General features: G+C 62.7%; 17 protein-coding genes. 4 read left to right on the top strand and 13 right to left on the bottom strand.

What is annotated here, in order from left to right; all coding sequences use genetic code 11:
• Positions 1-146: 146 nt before the first annotated feature.
• The 4 genes from AB8B20_RS20415 to AB8B20_RS20400 all read right to left on the bottom strand — a co-directional run bounded on the left by AB8B20_RS20415 (position 147) and on the right by AB8B20_RS20400 (position 3,673).
• On the bottom strand, positions 147-884 hold the full coding sequence (locus AB8B20_RS20415; RefSeq protein ID WP_320446086.1) for an SDR family oxidoreductase: 738 nt from the start codon (positions 882-884) through the stop codon (positions 147-149).
• Between the two features lie 12 nt (positions 885-896).
• Positions 897-1,511: a 2-hydroxychromene-2-carboxylate isomerase gene (locus AB8B20_RS20410; RefSeq protein WP_170849624.1), complete on the bottom strand. Its 615-nt coding sequence runs from the start codon at positions 1,509-1,511 to the stop codon at positions 897-899.
• A gap of 103 nt (positions 1,512-1,614) precedes the next feature.
• Positions 1,615-2,961 (bottom strand): MATE family efflux transporter, encoded by a 1,347-nt coding sequence (locus AB8B20_RS20405; RefSeq protein ID WP_439074162.1) that lies wholly within the window; start codon positions 2,959-2,961, stop codon positions 1,615-1,617.
• A gap of 106 nt (positions 2,962-3,067) precedes the next feature.
• On the bottom strand, positions 3,068-3,673 hold the full coding sequence (locus AB8B20_RS20400; protein ID WP_439074163.1) for a DUF2239 family protein: 606 nt from the start codon (positions 3,671-3,673) through the stop codon (positions 3,068-3,070).
• Positions 3,674-3,781: 108 nt separating this feature from the next.
• On the opposite strand from AB8B20_RS20400, the gene AB8B20_RS20395 reads away from it, so the two are divergent.
• Positions 3,782-4,447 carry a glutathione S-transferase family protein gene (locus AB8B20_RS20395; protein ID WP_439074164.1) on the top strand — a complete coding sequence of 222 codons (666 nt, stop codon included), beginning with the start codon at positions 3,782-3,784 and terminating at the stop codon, positions 4,445-4,447.
• On the opposite strand, the gene AB8B20_RS20390 is transcribed toward AB8B20_RS20395, so the two are convergent.
• The 3 genes from AB8B20_RS20390 to ggt all read right to left on the bottom strand — a co-directional run bounded on the left by AB8B20_RS20390 (position 4,444) and on the right by ggt (position 8,463).
• Entirely contained in the window at positions 4,444-5,346 is a 903-nt protein-coding gene (locus AB8B20_RS20390) for an amidohydrolase family protein (RefSeq protein ID WP_439074165.1), read from the bottom strand. The two genes, AB8B20_RS20395 and AB8B20_RS20390, sit on opposite strands and share 4 nt — an antisense overlap.
• Entirely contained in the window at positions 5,333-6,637 is a 1,305-nt protein-coding gene (locus tag AB8B20_RS20385; protein WP_439074166.1) for an MFS transporter, read from the bottom strand. Before AB8B20_RS20385 ends, AB8B20_RS20390 begins: the two co-directional genes overlap by 14 nt.
• Positions 6,638-6,717: 80 nt before the next feature.
• On the bottom strand, positions 6,718-8,463 hold the full coding sequence (ggt, locus tag AB8B20_RS20380; protein ID WP_439074167.1) for a gamma-glutamyltransferase: 1,746 nt from the start codon (positions 8,461-8,463) through the stop codon (positions 6,718-6,720).
• A gap of 106 nt (positions 8,464-8,569) precedes the next feature.
• Between ggt and AB8B20_RS20375 the strand changes: the two genes are divergently transcribed.
• A complete protein-coding gene (locus AB8B20_RS20375) occupies positions 8,570-9,961 on the top strand; it encodes an MFS transporter (protein ID WP_120287649.1) in 1,392 nt (463 codons plus the stop codon).
• A gap of 12 nt (positions 9,962-9,973) precedes the next feature.
• Here AB8B20_RS20375 and purH read toward each other — a convergent pair whose 3' ends face one another.
• The 3 genes from purH to AB8B20_RS20360 all read right to left on the bottom strand — a co-directional run bounded on the left by purH (position 9,974) and on the right by AB8B20_RS20360 (position 14,882).
• A complete protein-coding gene (gene purH / locus AB8B20_RS20370; protein WP_439074168.1) occupies positions 9,974-11,566 on the bottom strand; it encodes a bifunctional phosphoribosylaminoimidazolecarboxamide formyltransferase/IMP cyclohydrolase in 1,593 nt (530 codons plus the stop codon).
• Positions 11,567-11,666: 100 nt separating this feature from the next.
• Positions 11,667-13,358 carry a heparinase II/III family protein gene (locus tag AB8B20_RS20365; RefSeq protein WP_439074980.1) on the bottom strand — a complete coding sequence of 564 codons (1,692 nt, stop codon included), beginning with the start codon at positions 13,356-13,358 and terminating at the stop codon, positions 11,667-11,669.
• A gap of 183 nt (positions 13,359-13,541) precedes the next feature.
• The gene (locus AB8B20_RS20360) at positions 13,542-14,882 is read right to left on the bottom strand and encodes an RsmB/NOP family class I SAM-dependent RNA methyltransferase (protein ID WP_439074169.1); all 1,341 of its coding nucleotides are present in this window, start codon (positions 14,880-14,882) and stop codon (positions 13,542-13,544) included.
• 195 nt (positions 14,883-15,077) lie between these two features.
• Between AB8B20_RS20360 and AB8B20_RS20355 the strand changes: the two genes are divergently transcribed.
• Positions 15,078-15,308 (top strand): DUF1674 domain-containing protein, encoded by a 231-nt coding sequence (locus AB8B20_RS20355; RefSeq protein WP_115033144.1) that lies wholly within the window; start codon positions 15,078-15,080, stop codon positions 15,306-15,308.
• A 111-nt stretch (positions 15,309-15,419) separates the two neighbouring features.
• A complete protein-coding gene (locus tag AB8B20_RS20350) occupies positions 15,420-15,935 on the top strand; it encodes a thermonuclease family protein (RefSeq protein ID WP_244628355.1) in 516 nt (171 codons plus the stop codon).
• A gap of 63 nt (positions 15,936-15,998) precedes the next feature.
• On the opposite strand, the gene AB8B20_RS20345 is transcribed toward AB8B20_RS20350, so the two are convergent.
• From AB8B20_RS20345 to acs, 3 genes are all read right to left on the bottom strand, one after another.
• On the bottom strand, positions 15,999-16,514 hold the full coding sequence (locus tag AB8B20_RS20345) for a L,D-transpeptidase (protein WP_175369311.1): 516 nt from the start codon (positions 16,512-16,514) through the stop codon (positions 15,999-16,001).
• A 273-nt stretch (positions 16,515-16,787) separates the two neighbouring features.
• Positions 16,788-17,909, bottom strand: coding sequence for a Kelch repeat-containing protein (locus AB8B20_RS20340; protein ID WP_093757774.1), 1,122 nt, complete (start codon positions 17,907-17,909; stop codon positions 16,788-16,790).
• Positions 17,910-17,947: 38 nt separating this feature from the next.
• Positions 17,948-19,897 (bottom strand): acetate--CoA ligase, encoded by a 1,950-nt coding sequence (gene acs, locus AB8B20_RS20335; protein WP_439074982.1) that lies wholly within the window; start codon positions 19,895-19,897, stop codon positions 17,948-17,950.
• Positions 19,898-19,967: the final 70 nt, after the last annotated feature.

The following is a 19,967-nucleotide window of genomic DNA, read 5'->3' as shown; positions in this document are numbered from 1 at the left end:
GTCAAACAGTAGCCCGTCATTGCGAGCTCTGGGAAAGTTAGCTTGCCAACTTTCCCTTGAGCGAAGCAATCCAGTTCCTTGTCGATGCAGGGCTGGATTGCTTCGTCGCAAGGGCTCCTCGCAATGACGGCTGTGGTGTGAGCGGACTACCACTTCTCTCCGAACGGGCGGATCTCCAGCTCGAACGTCCAGGCGCTACGCGGCTGCTGATAGAGCTGCCAGTATGACTGGGCGACCGACGCAGGCGGCATCAACAAATCGGGATTGTTGAGCGCCTCCTTGCCCCACATCTGCTCGCGGCGTTCGCGCACCCAGGCGGTGTCGACGCCGCTGTCGATAATCAGATGGGCAACATGGATGTTCTTCGGGCCGAGCTCGCGGGCCATCGCCTGAGCTACTGCACGCAACCCGAATTTGGCCGATGCAAAAGCGGCAAAACCACTGCCGCCACGCAAGCTCGCGGTGGCGCCTGTGAAGAAGATGTTGCCCTGGCCACGCGGCATCATCAGCCGTGCAGCTTCGCGCCCGGCCAGGAAGCCGGAATAGCAGGCCATCTCCCAGACTTTGCGAAATACCCGCTCGGTCGTTTCCAGGATCGGGAAATTCACATTGGCGCCGACATTGAAGATGCAGACCTCCAATGGCGCATGCGCATCGGCGTCATTGAGGAAGGCGGCGATCTCGTCTTCCTTGCGGGCATCGAGCGAGCGCGCCACGATCGTGCCACCCATGGCCTCGATCTCTGCCACCAAAGGCGCCAGCTTGTCGCCGTTGCGGCGCCCGGCGAACACTGTGAAACCTTCTGAGGCAAACTTCTTGGCGATCTCGGCGCCGATATAGTCTCCAGCTCCGATGACCGCGACAGTCGCGTTGCGCTTCTGCATGAAACTCTCCCGTTACTTGCTGGCGCCGGTGATCAGTTCCTCGACTTCGCGCAGTTGCTCCTTGCCGAAGAACATCTCGTTACCCACGAAGAAGGTCGGCGAGCCGAAGGCGCCGCGCTCGACGGCGGTCTGTGTGTTCGCCACCAGTACTGCCTTCACCTCGGGCTCCTGTCCGCGTGCGAACAGTCTTGCGCCATCGAGACCCGACTCGGTCAGCGCTTTGATGGCCACGTCGGGGTCATCCATCTTCTTTGGCTCACCCCACATATGATGGAATGCCGCCTCGACGTATTTCTCGAACACGCCGTCAAGCTGTGCCGCGATGGCGACGCGCATCAGGTTCAGCGTGTTGACCGGGAAGAACGGATTCATCGTGTAGGGCTTGACGCTGAAGCGCTTCACGAACCGCTCGGTCTCGAGCTCATGAAATTCACGTTTGTTCTTGACGCCGGCATAGGTCTCCGCCGGCGAGCGATTATTGGTCGCCTTGAAGATGCCCCCCAGCAGGACCGGGACGTATTCGAATGTCACGCCGGTGCGCGCTTCGATCGCCGGGATCGCCAGATGGCTGAGATAGGCGTTGGGGCTGCCGAAATCGAACAGAAATTGTGGCGACGTCTTGGTCAAGGCGGTCTCCCGATTTTTTATTGGGTGCAGTGTGGCGCAGCACGTGCGATGCGTCCACATCTTTTATGATGACCGTAATGCTATGGCTTGACGACGCACAGCGTCAGATCAGACGCTGTACGGTCCGTTTGCGCCACACCAGCATGTAATAGCTCATCTGCAGAACAAACATGGCGCAAAAGGTGATGGGGTAGGCGGCCCAGACGCCATCGAGACCGATAGTGCGGCTGAGGATGACGGCCGAGGGCACCTCGATGGCAACGATGGCGAAAACCAGAAGCGCCAATGGTGCGAATACCGTTCCGCTGGCACGCATCATTCCGGAGAAGGTTGTGGCCATGCCGAACAGGACCGAACTCCACAGTACAATGTGAAGCGATCGCTGTGCGAGTTCGAGGACCACGGGATCGACAATGAAAAAGCTCATGAGGGTGCGGGAGAACAGGTAGGCGATCGCCACCAGTCCGCCGGTCAGGACGAGGTTCATCAGCAATCCGGTGCGGACGATGGCGCCGAGCCGGTCGGCTTGGCCGCGGCCGATGGCCTGCGCGCCGAAGATTGAGACCGTAATCGAGATCGAAATGGCCGGAAACTGCACATAGCTCAAAATCTGGTTGACCGCGCCATAAGCGGCGGTCGCGTTAGAGCCGAAGCCGTTGACGAGGCCGAGCAGCACAAGTTCGGCCACCGACATTACGGCCATGCCGATCGCGGAAGGGATACCGATCCGCAACACCTTGCGCAGCAGCGCGGGGTCAAGCCGTATTCTGCGCAGGAGCTCCGCGTCGGGCGCGAGCGCGTGTTTCTTGCGGCGCAGGTACATGGCGAGCCAGAGCAGCGTGAACGCGCTCGACGCGGCCGCGGCGCAGGCAGCGCTGGCCACGCCAAGTCGCGGCAGGCCAAACCAGCCCTGGATCAGCGCCGGTGTGACGGTGAGGCCTATGAATGTGGATAGTGCCAGCGCCCATAGCGGCGTCACGGTGTCGCCGACGCCGCGCATCATCGATGTCATCAGAATGAAGATGAAGGTCGCCGGCATCGCCAGCATCATGATCCGGGCATAGGCGCTGGCCTGGTCGAGAACATCTGCCGGTGTCGCAAGCGCAACCATTATTGGTCGGCTCAACAGGGCGCCGAACACCGCGATGATGACCGCTAGCAGAAGGGCGACAGCGAGGGTCGTGCCGGCCACCGCCTTTACCTTGTGGCGCTCGCCCGCGCCCCAGGCCTGGCCAATCAGCACCGACGCGCCCGCTCCCAATCCCACGACGAAGGAGATGAAGAAAAACATTATCGGAAAGAACACCGATGCCGCCGCGAGTGCATCGACGCCGATCATCTGGCCGACATAGATGCTGTTGATGGTGCCGAACAGCGATTGCAGAATATTGCTCAGCATCATCGGTGCAAGGAAGGTGAGAAACGTCCTCCACAGAGGACGCGGTGTCATCGGCAAAGGCTCAGACATAGCGGGTTCTCGGTTGGCACGAAGACATAACGGTCCGTTAGCGCGCGTTGATGCGCACGGTGTTGTGGTGGTCGATGAGGCCGGGTGATCAGGCCGGTGGGGCGGCGGCCTGATCACGAAATGCGAGTATTACGATGTGATCGCGGATATCGACTGGCCAGTTCGCGATGAGTTCGGTGAAGCGCCGTTGATCGCCGGCAAATAGCGCGCGCGACGCTTCCTCAAAGCCCGGCCGATCCCCGGCCATGGTCGACATGAAGTGATAGGCCGCATCGCGCGCGGCGCGTTGACGATCCCTGTCGCCACTCGCGCGGCGGGCATTTTCTACCAGCTTGCGTAGCGCGACTGAGGCACCGCCCGGCTGTGCGCCGAGCCAATCCCAGTGTCGCGGCAATAGCGTTATCTCGCGGGCGACGACGCCGAGCCTCGGCCGGCCACGGCCACGGGGTTCAGCGGGCGCGTCGGTTTCCGGCTCGATGGTTGTTGGCTGGGGCAGGCGAGCGACGATCTCGCGATGACTGCCGCGCAGATCGATATCGAGGGACTTGCCGGTGGCGTTGTCGAAAATGATGATCGGGTCGGCGATTGCGCCGGTCGCGATCTTGATTGCGATCGCCACCTCGGCCAATGGCCCAGAAGCCAGCAGCTTCGGACCGGCAAAGGCGCTAAACGGAGGAATACTCATTTCAGTCATGGGATAAGCCCGTCTCATCATCAAGATCGATGCTAATTATACCCGGATAATATATCTGTCAATATTACCCGGGCAATAATTGAGCGCGCCCGCTCGCAAAGGATCGCCATGCTCACCGTTCATCACCTGAATAACTCGCGCTCCCAGCGCGTCCTGTGGCTGCTCGAGGAGCTCGGCACTCCCTATGAGATCATCAGGTACAACCGGCAGCCCAACATGCTGGCGCCGCCGGAGCTGCGGGCGATCCATCCGCTCGGCAAGTCGCCTGTCATCACCGACAACGGCAACACGATCGCCGAGTCCGGTGCGATCGTCGAATATCTCGTCAAAACCTACGGCGACGGCCGGCTGATTCCGCCTGACAACACACCGGAGCGCCTGCGCTTCACCTATTGGCTGCACTACGCCGAGGGGTCGGCGATGCCGCCGCTACTGTTGAAGCTGATCTTCCTGATGCTGCCGAAGCGCGCGCCGTTGCTGATGCGCCCGGTGGTCAATGCCATCGCGGCGAAAGCGCTGAACACGTTGGTCGATCCGCAGCTCAAACAGCATATGGCGTTCTGGGAAGGCGAACTGTCGAAGAGCGAGTGGTTCGCCGGCCACGAATTCACCGCCGCCGATATCCAGATGAGCTTCCCGCTCGAAGCCGCCTCTGCGCGTGCTGGGCTGGAGCAAGGACATCCCAAGGCGATGGCGTGGCTCGCGAAGATCCATGCGCGGCCCGCCTATCAGCGTGCGCTGGAGAAGGGCGGGCCGTATTCGGTGGGGCGCTAGACCGCGGGGAAGCCGAACAACAGCTTCTGCGGATTGTTCGTGAGGATACGATTGCGCGTCGTCTCATCCGGCACCCACTCTGCAAGCAGGTCGAGCAGATCACTTACGCCCATCATCACATCCCAGTTCGCCACATGCGGCCAGTCGGAGCCCCAGACGCAACGGTCGGGATTGGCGGCGACCAGCTTCTGGGCGAAGGGAATCGTATCGCTATAGGGCGGCCCACCTTGAACGCTGGTGCGATACGCGCCGGACAGCCGCACCCATGCGCCGTCACGAACGAGTCCGACCAGAGCGTCGAAGCCCGGATCGTTGATGCCGCGTGAGGTCGGGAAGTGTCCCATGTGGTCAACGAGGAATGGCACCGGCAGTTTCGCAAAGCGTGAGGCGAGAGCCGGAATATCCTTGGCATCGATCAGGAATTGCAGATGCCAGCCCATCTCGCGGCAGAGCGACGCGTAGTCCTCAAGCTGCGCGAAACCCATCCCGCCGCCATAAAGCACGTTGAGCCGAAGGCCGACGACGCCCGCTTCTTTCAGCGCCACCTTCTCCTTCTCGGGGCAATCCAGCCCGATCACCGCGATGCCACGCAACCGCTGGCGGTTGGCGGTGAGCGCGTTCACCAGCAGGCGGTTGTCGGTGCCATGCACGCTGACTTGCGTCAGCACGCCGTAAGTCATGCCGGTCGCATCGAGCATCGATAGATAAGATGCCGCCGTGGCCTCCGGCGGCGTGTAGCTCCGCCCGGCGACGAACGGATAGTCCGGCGGCAGACCGATCACATGGGCATGCGTATCAACGGCACCACGCGGCACGGTGAACCGTGTCGCGCTGCGCTGGGTCGGTTGCGGCCCCGGGCAAGCCCGGGGTTCGCTGGGGGATGAATCAGGCGTCTGCATAGAGAATACGTCCGCGGGTTTCAGGCAACGCATAGGCTGCGAGGAAGAACAGGCCGTAAGCCAGCACTGCGAAGATCGCGATGGCATTGCCGAGGCTGGTGGTGTTGGACAGAGCGCCGACCAGGAACGGGAACAGAGCGCCGATACCACGGCCGAAATTGTAGCAGAAGCCCTGACCAGATCCGCGCAGACGTGTTGGATAGAGCTCCGTGAGGAACGCGCCCATGCCGGAGAAGTAGCCCGACGCAAAGAAGCCGAGCGGAAAGCCGAGGATCCACAGCACTTCGTTGGTGAGCGTCACCTGTGTGTAGATCAGGATGACTGCGATGGCGCCGAGCGAGAAGGTCAGGAACAGGTTGCGCCGACCGATGCGGTCGGCGAGCCATGCACCGACGAGATAGCCGATGAAGGAGCCGACGATCAGCGCCGAAAGATATCCGGTCGATGAGACGATCGACAGCTTGCGCTCGGTGGTGAGGAAGCGCGGCACCCAGAAGGTGATGGCGTAATAGCCACCCTGGCAACCGGTCGCAGCAAGCGACGCAAGGATCGTGGTCTTCAGCATCGGGCCGGCAAAGATTTCGCTGAGCTTGGGCCGATCGCCGCTGGCGTTCTGCTTGGCGCGGGTCTCCGCGGCGATGACCGGTTCTTCGACGTAGCGGCGCAGATACAGCACCAGCAAAGCCGGCAGCGCGCCGATGGCGAACATCCAGCGCCATGCCGTTTCTGGTGGAAGCCATGAGAACAAAACCGCTTGGGAGAGCACGGCGAGGCCCCAGCCGATCGCCCAGCCGGACTGTACAGAACCGACTGCGCGGCCGCGATATTGCGGGCGGATGGCCTCGCCCATCAGCACAGCGCCTGCAGCCCATTCACCGCCAAAGCCGATGCCGAGCAGCGCACGCGCCACCAGCAGCTGATCGAAATTCTGCACGAAGGCACAGATCAGCGAGAAGAACGAGAACCACAGGATCGTTAGCTGCAGCGTGCGGACGCGGCCGATACGGTCGGCAAGATAACCGCCGAGCCAGCCGCCGATGGCGGATGCGAGCAGTGTCACCGTGCCGGCGAGGCCGGCGGTGCCGGGATCGACCTTCCACATCACGATGATGGTGCCGATCACCAGCGGATAGATCATGAAATCCATGCCATCGAGTGCCCAGCCTGTGGCGCAGGCCCAGAATGTGCGGCGCTCCGGCGGATTCATGTCGCGATAGAAGGCCAGAAGGCTGGTGTCTTCGATTTCCGCGCGCTCAATAGTGCCGGGATCGGTTGGTCGGTTACCGCTCATGATTGTTTCCCCCGTTTGTCATCTGGTTCGGGGGGCGCTCACCCGCGCGCCCCTGAGGGCACCGGATATGTCATTGGACGTCAGTACCCAGATGCCTCAGCGCCACGCGTACGCGGATCAGGGGCACCAAGCAAGCCGTCTGGCGTCACCAGAATAGAATTGGCCGAAGTCTGGCCCATCGGCTCGATCACCCTGTGGCCCATGGCACGCAGTGCGTTGAGAGTCTCTTCGCTAAAGCCGCGTTCGATGCGCACTTCATCAGGCAGCCACTGGTGATGCAGGCGAGAGGTCGCGACTGCCGACATCACATCCATTCTGTAGTCGATCACATTGACGATCACCTGCAGCACTGTCGAGATGATGCGGCTGCCGCCGGGCGAACCGGTGACGAGTACCGGCTTGCCGTCCTTCAGGACAATGGTCGGCGACATCGATGACAACGGTCGCTTGCCAGGACCCGGCAGGTTGGCTTCGAAGCCGACGAGACCATAGGCATTGGATGCGCCGGGTGCGGCCGTGAAATCGTCAAGCTCGTTGTTGAGCAATACGCCGGTGCCATCGGCGATCAGGCCGACGCCATAGCTGAAGTTCAGCGTATAAGTGTTGCTCACTGCATTGCCGGCGCTGTCGACCACCGAATAGTGCGTCGTATTCTGTCCTTCGCGCGGCGGTACGGCCGAGAGGGCATCGGTCCACGGCGTTGCCTTGTTGGGATCGATCGAGGCGCGCTGCCCGGTAGCGTAGTCCTTCGACGTCAGCGTCGTGATCGGCGCGTTGACAAAAGCGGGATCGCCCAGATAGCGCGCGCGGTCCGCATAAGCACGCTTCATGGCTTCGACCAGCAGATGCAGCGACGGTGCGGAGGCCTGCCGCATCTCGCCCAGCGGAAAGCCTTCGAGAATATTCAGTGTCTCCAGCAGCACCGTTCCGCCGGATGACGGCAGCGGCATTGAGATGATGTCGTAGCCGCGATAGCTGCCGCGGACTGGCGTGCGAACGACGGGCTGATAGGTCCTGAGGTCGTCTGCCGTGAAAATGCCGCCTGCCGCATTGATGCCGCTGACCAACTTCTCGGCGATGGGCCCCTCATAGAAGCCGCGCGGTCCCTGTGCGGCAATCGCCGTGAGCGTTGTTGCGAGGTCTGTCTGGATCAACCGGTCGCCCTCGCGCAGCGACGTGCCATCGTCACGCGAAAAGATCTTCTTCGTCGCGGGCCAGCGCGCCAGGCGTCTGTGCCAATCCGGCAGCGTATCTGCGCCATCGTCAGTCAGGATGAAGCCGTCGCGCGCCAGCGCAATCGCGGGCTGTAACAGATCCGACAATGTGAACTTGCCCGAGCCGTATTTCTCCAGCGCCAGCGCAAGTCCCGCCACCGTGCCGGGGATGCCGATGCCCAAAGCGGAATCGCGGGATTTCGCGGTGTCCGGTTTGCCGTCGCTGCCGAGAAACATGGTGCGGGTGGCAGCGGCCGGTGCGGTCTCGCGATAGTCGATGGTGACGTCTTCGCCGGAGGCTGTGTGGATCACCATGAAACCGCCGCCGCCGATATTACCGGCGCGCGGATAGGTGACAGCCATGGCGAAACCGCTCGCAACAGCCGCATCGATCGCATTGCCACCGCGCGCCATGACATCCGCACCCACCTTGGCGGAGATCTGCTCCTGGGCGACGACCATGCCATGCTTGGCCGCGATGGGTTTGAGCGTGCCTGGCGGTGCGGGGGTATAGATGTCACGCGCCTGCTGCGCGTTTGTCGATGCCGGGACGACGAGTATAAATGCGAGTGCTGCGACGCACGTACAACGCAGGAAAGCAAACGGTGCCATCGATCACTCCGGCTGACAGCGGACATGATCGCATCGCCGTCTCGAATGCTATATGGCTTGTGAAACGTACGAGACAACACTCTGTGATTCGCGGGGGATACCACGCATGGCGGTCGCCGCCGCTTCATCAGCCTCTGTGACAGCGGCGCCAAAGACCTATCCACCGCGCTCTGCGGTGATCAGCTGGATGTTTTTCGACTGGGCGGCCCAGCCTTACTTCAGTCTCATCACCACCTTTGTCTTCGCGCCCTATTTCGCCACGCGCGTGGCATCCGATGCCGCCACGGGACAATCGCTGTGGGGTTTCGCTACTGCTGCGGCCGGGTTGATCATCGCGCTGGCATCGCCGATGCTTGGCGCGATTGCCGATGCGAGCGGCCGCCGCAAGCCGTGGATCGCAAGCTTCGGTGCGATCTTCGTGATCGGCGCCTGCATCATGTGGATCGGCAAGCCCGGCGATCCCGCTATCATCCTGCCGCTGCTGATTGCCTATGGCTTGGCGACCATCGGCGTGGAATTTGCCACCGTGTTCAACAATGCGATGATGCCGACGTTGGTGCCGCCGGATAAAATCGGCCGCCTGTCCGGTTCGGGCTGGGCGCTCGGCTATGTCGGCGGCATTCTCAGCCTGATCATCGTGCTCGGCTTCATGGCTGCGAACCCGACCACGGGGCGCACATTGTTCGGTCTGGTCCCGATCCTCGGTCTCGACCCCGCGACGTTCCAGGGCGATCGCATTTCGGCGCCGCTGTCGGGCCTGTGGTTCGTCGTCTTCGTGCTGCCGATGTTTCTGCTGACGCCGGATTTTCCTGCAAAGGTTTCGCCCGGTCACGCCGTGCGCGCAGGTCTGACCGATCTCAGGCACACGCTAAGCGATCTGCCGAAGCATCGCTCGATGATGGCATTCCTGATTGCCAACATGATCTACACGGACGGGCTGGTGTCGCTGTTTGCTTTCGGTGGCATCTATGCGGCCGGCACGTTCGGTTGGAATACGATTCAGATCGGCACGTTCGGTATCATCCTGGCCATTGCCGGAACGTTCGGCGCCTTCGTCGGCGGCAAGCTCGACGATGCGTTCGGACCGAAGCGTGTGATCACTGGCAGCATCCTGCTGCTGCTGACCTCGATCATTGCGATCCTGCTGATTGATCGCGAAACCATCTTCTTCATCAAGGTCACGCCGCCAGTGCCTGGTGGCGGCCTGTTCGCGGCGCCTGCGGAGAAGGCCTATCTCGCGCTGGGTTGCCTGATCGGCATGGCGGGCGGTCCGCTGCAGGCGGCATCGCGCACGCTGTTGATCCGGTTGGCACCGCAGGATCGCATCGCGCAGTTCTTCGGTCTGTTCGCGTTGACAGGGAAAGTAACGTCCTTCATGGGGCCGCTATTGATCGGCCTCGTCACCGCAGTCACCGCCAGCCAGAAGGCTGGCATGGCGGTGCTGGTGCTGTTCTTTGTCGGTGGCCTTGGCCTGCTCGCACGGGTGCGAGAGGCCTGAGACTGAGAAGCCTTAGTGCTTGAAGTGGCGGACGCCGGTGAACACCATTGCGATTCCGGCGTCATCTGCCGCCTTGATCACTTCATCGTCGCGCACCGAACCACCGGGCTGGATCACCGCAGTGGCTCCGGCCTCGATGGCAACGAGCAAGCCGTCCGCGAACGGGAAGAATGCGTCTGACGCGACCACCGATCCCTTGGTCATCGGCTGTGCGAGCTTCATCTCAGCGGCCGCATCTTGCGCCTTACGGGCGGCGATGCGTGCGGAATCGATGCGGCTCATCTGGCCGGCGCCGATACCGACAGTGGCGAGGTCCTTGGCATAGACGATGGTATTCGACTTGATGTGCTTGGCTACGCGAAACGCGAATTTGAGATCGCGCAGTTCGGCGTCGGTCGGCTGACGCTTGGTCACGGCCTTCAGCACCAGGTCGTCGACAACAGCATTGTCGCGGCTCTGGATCAGCATGCCGCCAGCCACGGTCTTGGCCGTGAAGCCCGGCGCGCGCGGATCCGGCAATCCGCCGGCCAAGAGCAGACGCAAGGTCTTCTTCGCGGCGACGATGGCGATGGCTTCCTCGGTGGCGTCAGGTGCCACGATGACCTCGGTGAAGATCTCGGTGATGACGCGCGCGGTGTCTGCATCGAGCGTCTTGTTCAGCGCAACGATGCCGCCGAACGCCGAGGTGGAATCGCAGGCCAGTGCCTTGCGATAGGCCTCAACCAGGCTGCTGCCTTCGGCGACGCCGCAGGGATTGGCGTGCTTGACGATGACACAGGCCGCGGTGCGCTTCGGATCGAACTCGGCGATGCATTCATAGGCCGCATCGGTGTCGTTGATATTGTTATAGGACAGTTGCTTGCCCTGTACCTGCCGCGCCGAGGATACGCCGGGGCGGAGTTCGGGTGTGCGATAGAATGCAGCGGTCTGGTGCGGGTTCTCGCCGTAACGCAGCGCTTCGACCAGTTTGCCACCGACGGCACGGAAATCCGGTGCGGTGATCTTCAACTGATCCGCGAACCAGTTCGAGATCGCAGCGTCATAAGCTGCGGTGCGCGCATAGGCCTTGGCTGCCAGACGACGGCGCAGCGTCAGCGTGGTCGCGCCCTTGTTGGTCGCGAGTTCATCGAGCACCGACTGATAATCGGAGGGCTCGACGACGACAGTGACGTCGTCATGGTTCTTGGAGGCTGCGCGGATCATTGCCGGACCGCCGATATCGATATTCTCGATACAATCCTCATAGGAGGCGTTCTTCGCGACGGTCTCCTCGAACGGGTAGAGGTTCACGACGAGCAGATCGATCTGCGAAATTCCGTGATCCTTCATTGCCTTGGCGTGGTCGGCATTGTCGCGGATCGCGAGCAGGCCGCCATGGACCTTGGGATGCAGCGTCTTGACCCGGCCATCCATCATTTCCGGGAAGCCGGTGAGATCGGACACATCGGAGACCTTCAAGCCCGCCGCAGCGATCGCCTTGGCGGTACCGCCGGTGGAGACGAGGTCGATGCCGTGAGCGGACAGCGCCCGTACGAATTCGATCAGCCCGGACTTATCGGAAACGGACAATAGAGCGCGAGTAACCTTGCGCGGATGGTCGGTCATGATGCGTATCCCGTGGGAGAAGGACGCCGCGTAGCATGGTTTCGCGGTGCAAGAAACTGCAAGGGCTTGCATGCCAGCAATTTCGTCGTGAAGGCCTGATTTACAACGGCAATTCCGGCTCGCGGCGGGCGTTGCGGCGGGCCGTGGTCTGCGACGGCGAGGAGGCCGAGCGGGCAAAACTCCAGCGAATGCTGGAGGTCTGCTGCGCGTTCTGGTGGATCACGATCTGGGCGGTTCGGCGCGGTCCGTCATTGCCGGCCAGGAACACGCTGTCCTCCAGTTCGACCTTGTCGTCGAGCGCCTCGAAGGTCCAGACGTCGCGGTTCGGCAATACCAGCATGACGCCGCGGGCGTCGCTGAGCCGGCTGGCCTTTACCGACGGGTGCAGATGGAAGCGCAAGGCGTAGTCCGTGTTGCTGCCCTTGAGCCGTGCGCCGTGCGCCGCCGCGACGATGTCCTCGCCCTCGAGTTTCGAACCGTCCTCGGAGATCATCAGCACGCGCCGATGGGTGACGCCAAAACGCGGGTGGTAGCCGTCATGCGCCGTGGTCAGGATGGTGCCGTTCGAGGTGATCTCGCGATAGCTCTCCACCACATGCGGGCCGTTGACGATCGGCGCACCCTGCAGAAACTTCTTCATCGCGCTGCGTTCGACGAACTGGCACGACGAGGTGTTGTGATAGGTCATCGTCGAATGCGCGGGCGTGCCGCGCGCGAAAGCGCGCCAGTTGTCGCGCCCGGTCGACGGCATGCCGCAATTGATGACGATGCGGCTCGGGCCGGACGACAGTTCGAACGACAACGTACCGGCATGGGCGTCGTGGCTCACACTGGACGGTGGTGGCGGGCCGGTGTCGATGATCACGGTCATCTGACCGGCCTCGAGACGCTGGAAGCCGGTATGCGGCATATGCGCCATCGGCACGCCGTGCGTGTCGTCATAGGCCAGCAGCGTCGCCAGCAGATGCGATGGCGCATTGCTCATACCGTTGAACAGTGCGAACGAGCCGTCGCCATGACGGAAGAATCGCAGCATCGGCATCATGCGATCGATCGCATTCAGTAGCGCCGGCGGTGGCGCGATGTTGCGGGCGGCAAAAGTCTGCCGCAGTGGCAGCAGATCGATCAGCAATTCGATCAGCGCGCCGGGGTTGCGCGAGATATGTCCGCCATCGGGCAGGATCTGGCGCTGCAATTCGTCGGAGAGTTTGCGTGTGGCGGTACGGATGTGGCGCGCTTGATTGGCGAGGCACAGCGATGCGTAGCACAGAGCAATGAGCACCTGCAGCTTTGGCACGCCGTCGGGAGCGTGAGACAGCGCATAGCGCAGCGAGCGGATCTCACGGCTGAGTGAGCGCAGATAGCGGCGATAGAATTTTCCGTCGGTATCGCCGAGTACCAGCGGCGCCTGCGATAGCAGCGAGATCACGCGGCGGGCGATGACGTCGGCACGGCGTCCGACCGGGCGCTTGCGCGACGTATTCGACATCCAGTCGTCGATCAGCGAGCGCGCATTGGCGCGGGTGATGGCAGTGTCGGCGGCGCGCAGATGCCTCAGCCAGCCAAAGCCGAGCAGTGAAACTTCCCAGTCCTCCGATGGCGGTTCCAGATCGAAGATCGAGCGACCGTGGCAGGTGACGATCTTGCCGGCGAAGACGAAGCGCCCGGCATAGATTTCGGCGGCGCGGGTGGCGTCGGTGGTGCGCAGATCATGCGGCGCGATGATCAGGCGATCAGTGCGTCCGGGCCACAGCCGGGCCAGCGCCGCCGATCCACCGGACGCGCGCGACATCGCGCTCCGCGCGAAGCGGCCGAGGATCAGCCCCGAGATACGTCTGCGATGTGCGACCACGCGCGCCTTGAACTGGAAGAGAAAGGGTTGTTGCGAATCCTTTTAGCCGGAAACGCGATCCGCACACAGTACAAGGAAGCTCCCTGTGGAAGCCTCGCGAATCGGGAGATTACTCTGTGAATATCAGGATTTAATGAGTCGCGCCGCATAGAAGCCGTCGAGCCCGCCGAGCCGAGGATCGGCATGGGGCAGATGGCTCGGCAAAGTGCGCAGATCGCCCTCGGGGGTGACGATCTCGGCCAGGCTGGCAACTTCACTGGCGTCGGCGGGGGCGCGGCGCATGCTGGAATCCTTGGCCAGCAGGTCGGCGATGGCTTGTTCGCCTTCTTCAGGCTCCAGCGAACAGGTGCAATAGACCAGGGTTCCGCCGGGCTTCAGGATGGAAGCCGCCTTCTGCAGCAGGCGCCGTTGCAGCGCCGTCAGCATGACGATGTCGGAGTCCTGTTTCAGCCAGGCGACGTCGGGGTGCCGCCGGATCGTGCCGGTGGAGGAGCAGGGCGCATCCAGCAACACGCCGTCAAAACCCTCGCCGGGATATTCGGTGCCGTCGACGACGACGGTTTCGGCCTCGAGCGACAGCCGCGCCAGATTTTCGCGCAGCCGCGCCACACGATTCGGCGAGCGGTCGATAGCAGTGACCTGTGCGCCGCCCTGGACCAATTGCGCAGTCTTGCCGCCCGGCGCGGCGCAGAGATCGACGATGCGTTTGCCCTTGAGGTCGCCGAACAGTCGTGCCGGCAGTGCCGCCGCGGCGTCCTGCACCCACCACTGGCCGTCATCGAAACCGGGCAACATGGTCACCGAGCCCTGCAGCAAGGTTCGGACGGAACCGGTTGGAAGCACTTCGCCGTGCAGGCGTGTGGCCCAGGCATCGGCTTCGGATTTGACGGTGAGATCGAGCGACGGCTCATGGCTCAGCGCCACGGCCATTTCCTTGGCTGCCGTCCCGCCGTAATGGGCCGTCCAGCGCGCCATCAGCCAGGGCGGGATGTCGAGAGTCTGGGCGGCAACTTCGTCGATCAGCGGCTGGCCTTCACGGGCGCAGCGTCGCAACACGGCATTGACCAGTCCGGCATATTTCGCGGCGCGGCGGTCGGATTGCACCATGCGGACCGAGAGGTCGACGGCGGCGTGATCCGGCACATCCATCCAGAGGATCTGGGCAGCACCAATCAGGAGCGCGCTCTGCGCACGCGGGGCATCGGTGGGGACACCGCGGTCGAGCAGGCGGGAGAGAATATGCCCGAGCGTACCGAGCCGGCGTAGGATCGTCGCAACCAGACGTCGCATCAGCGCGCGGTCGCGGTCGGATAGCGTTTTCAGGCCGGGATGGGCCGCGGCGCCTTCGAGCTGGTCGTCGAGGGTCCGATGCTTGTGCAATACGCCGTCGAGAATATCCGCCGCAATCCGTCGCGCGGCGAGGCCGGGGACCTCGGTTGGCGGTGCGTATCTTACTTGCGACATGCGAAAACATCACGACGGAGGGCGGGCAATGGCGCGGGCAGGCTCAGCATGCGGCCACTGGATGGGAGCGATTCTGTCGCATGCGAATATGCCAAATGTAAGAATCGCCCTTATATGCTCACAGTCGAACGGCAACTGTTCGACATTGATTTATGTAACGCGTGCCGCCCTTGCCGGTTCAGCAGGAAACCTGAGATGAACGACATTCCTTCCGAGTCCGCAACGTCTTTGCCGGAGCCTGAGCCGGCACCGAAGAAAGTTTTGACGCCCGCCGCGCAGCGCGCGCTGGCCGAGGCAGAAGAACGTCGGGCTGCAGCTGCAGCAGCACATACTGCGGCGAAAGCGAAAGAGTTCCAGGGACCTGAAGGCCCGGAGCCCACGCGCTTTGGCGACTGGGAGCGTAAGGGCATTGCGTCCGACTTCTAACTCTTCGGATCACTGAGCCAGATTCTTCTGGCTGGTTGTTTCGACTCACATTATCGCAGGACGATGACCCCAGCATCGCGCATTCACCGTGCGTCGCCGTGGCGATCCCGCATGTCCGCGGCGATGCCGTGGGTATTCGTGCTTGGCCTGGCCGCCGGCACCATGCTGCCGGTGAAGCGTTGGCTGCCGTTCCTGCCCGGCGCGGATCAGACCGAGGCGGCCCGCGATTCCGAGGCGATCGTCAGGCGCGCCGGCAATGCTGAGGCGCGCTACCCGATCGAGATGCGCTACGCCATCGACGGCGATACTTTTGGCGCGCGCGTGCATCTTGGGTCGGGTGAAGACGTCAGCGTGCGCATTCGTTTGCGTGGCATCGATGCGCCAGAGCTGAAGGGGCAATGCGCGCGTGAGATTCAGAAAGCAGAAACCGCGACGGCTGCACTGACCAAGTTGCTCCGCGAGGGAAGTCTCACGATCTACAATATCGGGCCTGACAAATATCCCGGCCGCGTGGTCGCCGATGTCGCGACCAGGCAAACGCCCAACGTGTCTGCAGCAATGCTCAACGCAGGGCACGCGCGCCCGTATGGTGGCGGTCATCGCAACGGCTGGTGCGATAGCCGATGAGATCAGCAAAACAAAAAGCCGCGCATCATGCGCGGCTTTTCAGAATAGCGAAGCTGCCAGCGATCAGCGCTGGGTGACGATCACCGGCGTGCCGACCGAGACGCGCGAATAGAGGTCGGTGATGTCTTCGTTGTACATGCGGACGCAACCGTAAGAGACATAGCCGCCGATCGAATTGGGGCGGTTGGTGCCGTGGATGGCATATTCGCCGCCGGCGAGGGTCATCGCAGCAACGCCCATCGGATTAGCTGGCGAACCGCCCGCAATCACATCGGGGATATTCGGATTGTCACGCTTGACGTCGGCGGGCGGAGCCCAGGCCGGCTGGCGATACTTGCCGTCGATCTTGGTGGCGCCGGCCCACTGTTTGCCGGGCTTGCCGACACCGACGGGGTAGCGCACGGCCTGACCCTGTTCGAGCACGAGATACAGCTTACGCTCATTGGTCTTCACGACGATGGTGCCGGGGGCATAGTCGCCGTGGAAGCCGACCACATTGGGCGCTGCCTGCGCGGTGGGGGACATCAGGGCGCCAACGACAACGGTGGCTGCCAGCGCACTAGCAATCTTCAAGGACATCGATCTCTCCAGTTCGGCCCGGCCGGTAGCGGCCGACGAGGTCGTGCCGCCTCTCAAGGCGACGAAAACAATTGCACACGGGAAATTCTCAACCAGTCGCGTAAACAACCGGTCTCTGCCAGCGCGGGGGAGTGCGCCAACGAGCGCCTAAAGAGGAAATCCGCTGAACAAAGTAAATGCCCGGAAAACAACACTCGCTCTAAATTGGCCGGGGGTGGCCATCCGGCCCTGACAATCGCGTGAGGGCAGCCAGATGCAATGCGTTGGAGGTCACTAGGCCAGCGTAAAGGCCTCATGGACGGCGGATTGTACCGCGCCGCCGAGGACAGCGCCGCCACCGGCCACATAGATCCAGTCGCCAATAACTGTGGCGCCGACCGCATGGCGCGGGGTCAGCATCGGCGCGTGGCTCTGCCAGGTGTCGGAGGCCGGATCGTAGCTTTCCATCTGTCCGTACACCTTGCCCTGGGTGAGCTGGCCGTTCTGCACCACGCCGGATTCTCCGCCCATGGCAAACAGCCGGTCGCGATACACGACAAGGCCATGGCCCGAACGGGTCGTCGGCAGTGCGGCGCGCAGCTCCCATGTGTCGCGCTCGGGCAGATACACATGGTGCAGATCGGTATTGTACTCGAACGTATTGAAACGTCCGCCGATCACATGGATCACGCCGCGCGTGGCCACGCAGCCGACATGGTCGCGCGCACCGGGCAGTGCCTTGCGGGTCTCCCATTTGTCGGTCTTGGGATCATAGACTTCGTGCCAACTGACACTGGCGCGCTCAGCCGCCGGTTCCGACGCGCCGCCGATCAGATGGATTTTGCCGTTCAGCGCAACGGCAGCGCCGGCACCGCGTGGTCGCGGCAAGGGCGCGATCGTATCCCAGCGATTGGCAGCGACATCATAGGCATAGGCGTTCTGGTCCGAGCCGCGGTTCTGCTGCATGAAACCGCCGAGCGCATAGACCCGTCCGGCATCGGCAGCGACCGAGACATGGTTGGCCCCGCGCGGCAGCGGCGCTGCGTCGAGCCACTGATCTGAAGCGGGATCGTAGACATGGTGATAGGGGCGGTCGACACGGCCTTCGCCGTAGCCACCGACGATATGCATACGATCGGCCCATGATGTCGCCCAGGCCATCTCACTGCGCGGCAATGGCAGCGCAGCGCGCGATATCCACTTGCCTTGCAGCCCTTTCGGCGCCGGACTCTCTGTGACGCGCTGCGCCTCCTGCTCGGGCGTCATGTGATGCGGTACGCCACCTTGCAATTTGGCGTAGGGCTCTTTCGACGATGGTGCCGCAGGCAATGCGGGATGACCGGCATGTTGCGCACGGGCGGAGGCTCCGCCCGCAACAACTGCAGCACTTCCCAACACGAATGACCGACGATCCACCACATCACTCCGTGTTTGCCGACAGATTGGGCGAGCGGTTACGCCCCCGGCTTCTTGTTCTGCCGGTGCTCGACGAGGTCGGTGACCACGGCGGGATCGGCCAGTGTCGATGTATCACCCAGAGATGACGGCTCGTCTTCGGCGATCTTGCGCAGGATGCGGCGCATGATCTTGCCGGAACGGGTCTTTGGTAGACCCGGGGCGAACTGGATCAGGTCAGGCGAGGCGATCGGGCCGATGTCCTTGCGGACCCAGGCCACCAGCTCCTTGCGGAGCTCTTCAGTCGGCTCGACGCCGTTCATCAGCGTGACGTAAGCGTAGATGCCCTGGCCCTTGATGTCGTGCGGATAGCCGACCACGGCGGCTTCCGACACTTTCTCATGTGCGACCAGCGACGATTCCACTTCCGCGGTGCCCATGCGGTGGCCGGAGACATTGATGACGTCGTCGACGCGGCCGGTGATCCAGTAATAGCCGTCGGCATCGCGGCGGCAGCCGTCGCCGGTGAAATACTTGTTCTTGTAGGTCGAGAAATAGGTCTGTTCGAAACGGGCGTGATCGCCATAGACCGTCCGCATCTGGCCCGGCCACGACTTGGCAATGCAGAGATTGCCCGAGGTCTCGCCGTCGAGCACCTTGCCATCGGCATCGACGATCTCGGGGACGACACCAAAGAACGGCCGCGTCGCCGAACCCGGCTTCAGTTTCGTGGCGCCGGGCAGAGGCGTGATGAGAATGCCGCCGGTCTCGGTCTGCCACCAGGTGTCGACGATCGGCGCACGCGCCTCGCCGACCACGTGATAGTACCACTCCCAGGCTTCCGGATTGATCGGCTCGCCGACCGATCCCAGCAATCGCAGGCTCTTGCGCGAGGTTTTCTTCACCGGCTCGTCGCCGGCCTGCATCAGCGCGCGGATCGCGGTTGGCGCGGTGTAGAAGATGTTGACCTGATGCTTGTCGATGACTTCCCAGAAGCGCGACATCGACGGATAGTTCGGCACGCCTTCGAACATCAGCGTGGTCGCGCCGTTGGCCAGCGGCCCATAGAGAATGTAGCTGTGACCGGTCACCCAGCCGACGTCGGCGGTGCACCAGTAGACATCACCCTCGTGATAGTCGAACACATATTGATGCGTCATCGATGCGAACAGCAGATAGCCGCCGGTGGTGTGCAGCACGCCCTTGGGCTGGCCGGTGGAGCCCGACGTATAAAGGATGAACAGCGGATCTTCCGCATTCATCGGCTCGCACGGGCATTCGGTGGTGACGACTTCGGCGGCTTCGCGGTACCAGAAGTCACGGGCCGGATCCATGTTCACCGGTATGCCGGTGTGCTTGACCACGACGACCCAGTCGACGCCGCCGGCTTTCGCGGCGGCCGCATCGACATTGTTCTTTAGCGGCACTTTCTTGCCGCCGCGCAGGCCTTCATCGGCGGTGATGATGATCTTCGACTGGCAGTCGGTGATGCGCTGCGCCAGCGAGTCCGGCGAGAAGCCGGCGAAGACCACTGAATGGACCGCGCCGATGCGCGCGCAGGCCAGCATCGCGTAAGCGGCTTCCGGAATCATCGGCAGATAGATGGTGACGCGGTCGCCTTTGCCGACATTGCGGTTGCGCAACACGTTGGCCATCTTACAGACTTCGTCGTGCAATTCCTGATAGCTGATGTGCTTCGACTGCGAGGGGTCGTCGCCTTCCCAGATGATCGCGGTCTGGTTGGCGCGCTTCGGTAGATGGCGGTCGATGCAGTTATAGGCGGCGTTCAATACGCCATCCTCAAACCACTTGATCGAAATCTTGCCTGGGGCAAAGGACGTGTTTTCGATCTTGGTGGGGGCGTGGCTCCAGTTGAGGCGCTTGGCCTGCTCGGCCCAGAAGCCGTTGGAATCGCTGATCGAGCGCGCATACATTTCGTTGTATTTTGCGTCATCGACGAAGGCGCGCGTCGTCCACTCAGCCGGTACGTCGTAAATCTTGTCGGACATCGTCCCCTCCACCACCGTGCGACCGCTGCGCGAATTCGCCGCCAGCCGGTTCTCGTTGCGCGCAATATGC

Source organism: Tardiphaga sp. 866_E4_N1_4 (assembly GCF_052076075.1).
Classification (GTDB): Bacteria; Pseudomonadota; Alphaproteobacteria; order Rhizobiales; family Xanthobacteraceae; genus Tardiphaga; species Tardiphaga robiniae.
The sequence above is the reverse complement of the archived record's forward strand: the minus strand, read 5'-3'. Positions and strand labels throughout refer to the sequence as shown.

Bases quoted from the DNA above. Each gene is read 5' to 3' on its own strand.
- AB8B20_RS20415 (WP_320446086.1), bottom strand. From the start codon at position 884: ATGCAGAAGCGCAACGCGACTGTCGCGGTCATCGGAGCTGGAGACTAT.
- AB8B20_RS20405 (WP_439074162.1), bottom strand. From the start codon at position 2,961: ATGACACCGCGTCCTCTGTGGAGGACGTTTCTCACCTTCCTTGCACCG.
- AB8B20_RS20400 (WP_439074163.1), bottom strand. From the start codon at position 3,673: ATGACTGAAATGAGTATTCCTCCGTTTAGCGCCTTTGCCGGTCCGAAG.
- AB8B20_RS20395 (WP_439074164.1), top strand. From the start codon at position 3,782: ATGCTCACCGTTCATCACCTGAATAACTCGCGCTCCCAGCGCGTCCTG.
- AB8B20_RS20390 (WP_439074165.1), bottom strand. From the start codon at position 5,346: ATGCAGACGCCTGATTCATCCCCCAGCGAACCCCGGGCTTGCCCGGGG.
- AB8B20_RS20385 (WP_439074166.1), bottom strand. From the start codon at position 6,637: ATGAGCGGTAACCGACCAACCGATCCCGGCACTATTGAGCGCGCGGAA.
- ggt (WP_439074167.1), bottom strand. From the start codon at position 8,463: ATGGCACCGTTTGCTTTCCTGCGTTGTACGTGCGTCGCAGCACTCGCA.
- AB8B20_RS20375 (WP_120287649.1), top strand. From the start codon at position 8,570: ATGGCGGTCGCCGCCGCTTCATCAGCCTCTGTGACAGCGGCGCCAAAG.
- purH (WP_439074168.1), bottom strand. From the start codon at position 11,566: ATGACCGACCATCCGCGCAAGGTTACTCGCGCTCTATTGTCCGTTTCC.
- AB8B20_RS20365 (WP_439074980.1), bottom strand. From the start codon at position 13,358: ATGTCGCGCGCGTCCGGTGGATCGGCGGCGCTGGCCCGGCTGTGGCCC.
- AB8B20_RS20360 (WP_439074169.1), bottom strand. From the start codon at position 14,882: ATGTCGCAAGTAAGATACGCACCGCCAACCGAGGTCCCCGGCCTCGCC.
- AB8B20_RS20355 (WP_115033144.1), top strand. From the start codon at position 15,078: ATGAACGACATTCCTTCCGAGTCCGCAACGTCTTTGCCGGAGCCTGAG.
- AB8B20_RS20350 (WP_244628355.1), top strand. From the start codon at position 15,420: ATGTCCGCGGCGATGCCGTGGGTATTCGTGCTTGGCCTGGCCGCCGGC.
- AB8B20_RS20345 (WP_175369311.1), bottom strand. From the start codon at position 16,514: ATGTCCTTGAAGATTGCTAGTGCGCTGGCAGCCACCGTTGTCGTTGGC.
- acs (WP_439074982.1), bottom strand. From the start codon at position 19,897: ATGTCCGACAAGATTTACGACGTACCGGCTGAGTGGACGACGCGCGCC.